The sequence below is a fragment of the Arthrobacter sp. MDT2-16 genome (assembly GCF_054510925.1).
On sequence record NZ_JBTNDP010000019.1, the window covers coordinates 1 to 5,684 of the forward strand.

Consider the following 5,684-nt stretch of genomic DNA (forward strand, 5'->3'; position numbering starts at 1 on the left):
TGTGGAGTGTCCCTGGTGTCCCTGGTGGGGGTGGGTGGTAAGTCTGGTGGGTTACATCAATCGTGCTGGATGTAACAGTATTCAGTTGTGGTTCTGTGGTGTTTCTTGTGGTGGTTCCTGTTGTTGGTTGGGAACCGCATAGTGGACGCGTAGCATTCGATCTTCACCCTCCCCGTGTGTCACCGGGGGTGGTGGGTTGGAGTGTCCGTGAGGAGGGTTTCACCCGGTTGCCCGGTGTGTTCCTCTTCGTGGTTCTCGTTCCCGTCCCTGGTGGGGGTGGGTGTGTGGTGTAAGTTATCGGCTTATTAGTACCGGTCAGCTTCACAGGTCTTTAGTCCCTGCTTCCACGTCCGGCCTATCAACCCAGTGGTCTGGCTGGGGGCCTCTCACACTCTAGGTGTATGGAAATCTCATCTTGAAGCAGGCTTCCCGCTTAGATGCTTTCAGCGGTTATCCCATCCGAACGTAGCTAATCAGCGGTGCACTTGGCAGTACAACTGACACACCAGAGGTTCGTCCGTCCCGGTCCTCTCGTACTAAGGACAGCCCTTCTCAAATTTCCTGCGCGCGCAGCGGATAGGGACCGAACTGTCTCACGACGTTCTAAACCCAGCTCGCGTACCGCTTTAATGGGCGAACAGCCCAACCCTTGGGACCTACTCCAGCCCCAGGATGCGACGAGCCGACATCGAGGTGCCAAACCATGCCGTCGATATGGACTCTTGGGCAAGATCAGCCTGTTATCCCCGAGGTACCTTTTATCCGTTGAGCGACGGCCATTCCACAATGTGCCGCCGGATCACTAGTCCCGACTTTCGTCCCTGCTTGAGATGTCTCTCTCACAGTCAAGCTCCCTTGTGCACTTACACTCGCCACCTGATTGCCAACCAGGCTGAGGGAACCTTTGGGCGCCTCCGTTACTTTTTAGGAGGCAACCGCCCCAGTTAAACTACCCATCAGGCACTGTCCCTGACCCGGATTACGGGCCGAAGTTAGATATCCAGAGTGACCAGAGTGGTATTTCAACGATGACTCCACGTGAACTGGCGTCCACGCTTCACAGTCTCCCACCTATCCTACACAAGCCACACCGAACACCAATACCAAACTATAGTGAAGGTCTCGGGGTCTTTCCGTCCTGCTGCGCGTAACGAGCATCTTTACTCGTACTGCAATTTCGCCGAGTTTATGGTTGAGACAGCGGGGAAGTCGTTACTCCATTCGTGCAGGTCGGAACTTACCCGACAAGGAATTTCGCTACCTTAGGATGGTTATAGTTACCACCGCCGTTTACTGGGGCTTAAATTCCCAGCTTCGTCCCACGCAAGCGTGAAACTAACCGGTCCTCTTAACCTTCCAGCACCGGGCAGGAGTCAGTCCGTATACATCGTCTTGCGACTTCGCACGGACCTGTGTTTTTAGTAAACAGTCGCTTCCCCCTGGTCTCTGCGGCCCCGATCCGCTCCGGCGAGCTAGTCGCCATCACAGTTGGGGCCCCCCTTCTCCCGAAGTTACGGGGGCATTTTGCCGAGTTCCTTAACCATAATTCTCTCGATCGCCTTAGTATTCTCTACCTGATCACCTGTGTCGGTTTGGGGTACGGGCGGCTGGAACCTCGCGCCGATGCTTTTCTCGGCAGCATAGGATCACCAAATTCCCCCTTGCGGGGGTCCCATCAGATCTCAGGCCTGTGACTGAACACGAGGACGCGGATTTGCCTACGCCCTGCCCTACATCCTTAGACCGGGACTACCATCGCCCGGCTTGGCTACCTTCCTGCGTCACACCTGTTAATACGCTTACCTCCCGAGATCAGGTCCCGCGATCGGCAAAAAACCACGTCACCACAAGGGTGGGCGGTCATGCTTCTGGCGGTTAGTGTCCCTCGATCAGTATTGGCGGTTCTTCGCCGGTACGGGAATATCAACCCGTTGTCCATCGACTACGCCTGTCGGCCTCGCCTTAGGTCCCGACTTACCCAGGGCAGATTAGCTTGACCCTGGAACCCTTGATCATTCGGCGGACGGGTTTCTCACCCGTCTTTCGCTACTCATGCCTGCATTCTCACTCGTGTAGGCTCCACCGCTGGTTTCCACCGCGACTTCACTGCCCACACGACGCTCCCCTACCCATCCACATCCTTGAACCAAGAGAGCAAGTCTCCGGCTTGGGATCTATGTGAATGCCACAACTTCGGCGGTGTACTTGAGCCCCGCTACATTGTCGGCGCGGAATCACTTGACCAGTGAGCTATTACGCACTCTTTCAAGGGTGGCTGCTTCTAAGCCAACCTCCTGGTTGTCTGGGCAACTCCACATCCTTTCCCACTTAGCACACGCTTAGGGGCCTTAGTTGGTGGTCTGGGCTGTTTCCCTCTCGACTATGAAGCTTATCCCCCACAGTCTCACTGCTGCGCTCTCACTTACCGGCATTCGGAGTTTGGCTGACGTCAGTAACCTTGTAGGGCCCATTAGCCATCCAGTAGCTCTACCTCCGGTAAGAAACACGCAACGCTGCACCTAAATGCATTTCGGGGAGAACCAGCTATCACGAAGTTTGATTGGCCTTTCACCCCTACCCACAGCTCATCCCCTCCATTTTCAACTGAAGTGGGTTCGGTCCTCCACGACGTCTTACCGTCGCTTCAACCTGGCCATGGGTAGATCACTTCGCTTCGGGTCTAGATCACGCCACTTTGTCCGCCCTATTCAGACTCGCTTTCGCTACGGCTTCCCCACACGGGTTAACCTCGCGACGTAACACTAACTCGCAGGCTCATTCTTCAAAAGGCACGCCGTCACAGATACAAGTCTGCTCCGACGGTTTGTAGGCACACGGTTTCAGGTACTATTTCACTCCCCTCCCGGGGTACTTTTCACCTTTCCCTCACGGTACTGGTCCGCTATCGGTCATCAGGGAGTATTTAGGCTTACCAGGTGGTCCTGGCAGATTCGCACGGGATTTCTCGGGCCCCGTGCTACTTGGGATCCTCTCCAAACGGCGTCACGCATTACGGTTACGGGACTAACACCCTCTCCGGCCGGGCTTTCAAACCCGTTCACCTATACGCACGCACTCATTTCACCAGTCCGGCAGAACTGGAACGGAAAGTCCCACAACCCCAGTGATGCAACGCCCGCCGGCTATCACACACCACTGGTTTAGCCTGATCCGCGTTCGCTCGCCACTACTGACGGAATCACTATTGTTTTCTCTTCCTGTGGGTACTGAGATGTTTCACTTCCCCACGTTCCCTCCACGTACCCTATGTGTTCAGATACGGGTCACCCGGTCACTCGCGCGCCGGGCGGGGTTTCCCCATTCGGACATCCTGGGATCAAAGTTCGGTTATCAACTCCCCCAGGCTTATCGCAGATTCCCACGTCCTTCTTCGGCTCCTGATGCCAAGGCATCCACCGTGTGCCCTTAAAAACTTGACCACTAAGATCAAAAACATATCGAGAAAACCAGGCCCGAACATGACGTCCGAAACCAGATTTATCTTAGAAATTGCTTCTTTTTAAGATGCTCGCGTCCACTATGCAGTTCTCAACCAACAACCCCGTCACACCCCCACCCACCCCACCAACGGGACAAGCAGGACCTGCACGGGAAACCAGAAACAACCGGATCCCACCCACCGAACCCCGCACGAACACCGGAGAACGACAAATAAGAGCCCTGTTATCTCAGGACCCAACAGTGTGCCAAACGATCACCACCACCACGCACCAACCAACCCTTTCCAACCCCACCACGACCCCCGAACACCACCCCCACCAACAGGAAGGGACAGCACCAGGAACCGAAACCAGGCGTACTCGAGCCGGCCAACACCAGCAGCGAAACCTATTCATTGATATTCCACCCATGAGCACCCACCGCGGAACAAACGCCCGCGCTATGGGCTGACTCCTGCAGACCACACACCCGACACTTGGGACGGGCACATGAACCTGAGGCGCTCCTTAGAAAGGAGGTGATCCAGCCGCACCTTCCGGTACGGCTACCTTGTTACGACTTAGTCCCAATCGCCGGTCCCACCTTCGACGGCTCCCTCCCACAAGGGGTTAGGCCACCGGCTTCGGGTGTTACCAACTTTCGTGACTTGACGGGCGGTGTGTACAAGGCCCGGGAACGTATTCACCGCAGCGTTGCTGATCTGCGATTACTAGCGACTCCAACTTCATGAGGTCGAGTTGCAGACCTCAATCCGAACTGAGACCGGCTTTTTGGGATTAGCTCCACCTCACAGTATCGCAACCCTTTGTACCGGCCATTGTAGCATGCGTGAAGCCCAAGACATAAGGGGCATGATGATTTGACGTCGTCCCCACCTTCCTCCGAGTTGACCCCGGCAGTCTCCCATGAGTCCCCGGCATAACCCGCTGGCAACATGGAACGAGGGTTGCGCTCGTTGCGGGACTTAACCCAACATCTCACGACACGAGCTGACGACAACCATGCACCACCTGTAAACCGGCCACAAGTGGCTGACACATCTCTGCATCATTCCGGTTCATGTCAAGCCTTGGTAAGGTTCTTCGCGTTGCATCGAATTAATCCGCATGCTCCGCCGCTTGTGCGGGCCCCCGTCAATTCCTTTGAGTTTTAGCCTTGCGGCCGTACTCCCCAGGCGGGGCACTTAATGCGTTAGCTACGGCGCGGAAAACGTGGAATGTCCCCCACACCTAGTGCCCAACGTTTACGGCATGGACTACCAGGGTATCTAATCCTGTTCGCTCCCCATGCTTTCGCTCCTCAGCGTCAGTTACAGCCCAGAGACCTGCCTTCGCCATCGGTGTTCCTCCTGATATCTGCGCATTTCACCGCTACACCAGGAATTCCAGTCTCCCCTACTGCACTCTAGTCTGCCCGTACCCACCGCAGATCCGGAGTTAAGCCCCGGACTTTCACGGCAGACGCGACAAACCGCCTACGAGCTCTTTACGCCCAATAATTCCGGATAACGCTTGCGCCCTACGTATTACCGCGGCTGCTGGCACGTAGTTAGCCGGCGCTTCTTCTGCAGGTACCGTCACCACCCCCAAAGGAGCGGCTTCTTCCCTACTGAAAGAGGTTTACAACCCGAAGGCCTTCATCCCTCACGCGGCGTCGCTGCATCAGGCTTGCGCCCATTGTGCAATATTCCCCACTGCTGCCTCCCGTAGGAGTCTGGGCCGTGTCTCAGTCCCAGTGTGGCCGGTCACCCTCTCAGGCCGGCTACCCGTCGTCGCCTTGGTAGGCCATTACCCCACCAACAAGCTGATAGGCCGCGAGTCCATCCAAAACCACAAAAGCTTTCCACCAACATGGCATGCGCCAGAAGGTCGTATCCAGTATTAGACCCGGTTTCCCAGGCTTATCCCAGAGTCAAGGGCAGGTTACTCACGTGTTACTCACCCGTTCGCCACTAATCCCCCCAGCAAGCTGGAGATCATCGTTCGACTTGCATGTGTTAAGCACGCCGCCAGCGTTCATCCTGAGCCAGGATCAAACTCTCCGTAAATGATTCACAGACACAACACGGAAACCCGGGAAAACGGGACAACCACGCTGCACAAAATTCGAAACCAGCCAAAAAAACCAGCCACCACACAGAATGCGGCAACCAGCAAATTCAACCAATCAAAAAACAATCGGTATCAACAAACTTGGCACACTATTGAGTTCTCAAACAACAG

The 5,684-nt window shown here is 55.6% G+C and carries 2 rRNA genes; both read right to left on the minus strand.

Going from position 1 to position 5,684, the window contains the following annotated elements:
• Positions 1-284 precede the first annotated feature (284 nt).
• Positions 285-3,440, minus strand: a 23S ribosomal RNA gene (locus ACX80N_RS17680).
• A gap of 532 nt (positions 3,441-3,972) precedes the next feature.
• Positions 3,973-5,509: ribosomal RNA gene (locus ACX80N_RS17685) — 16S ribosomal RNA — on the minus strand.
• Together the 16S and 23S rRNA genes form the textbook arrangement of a ribosomal RNA operon.
• Between the last annotated feature and the right edge of the window lie 175 nt (positions 5,510-5,684).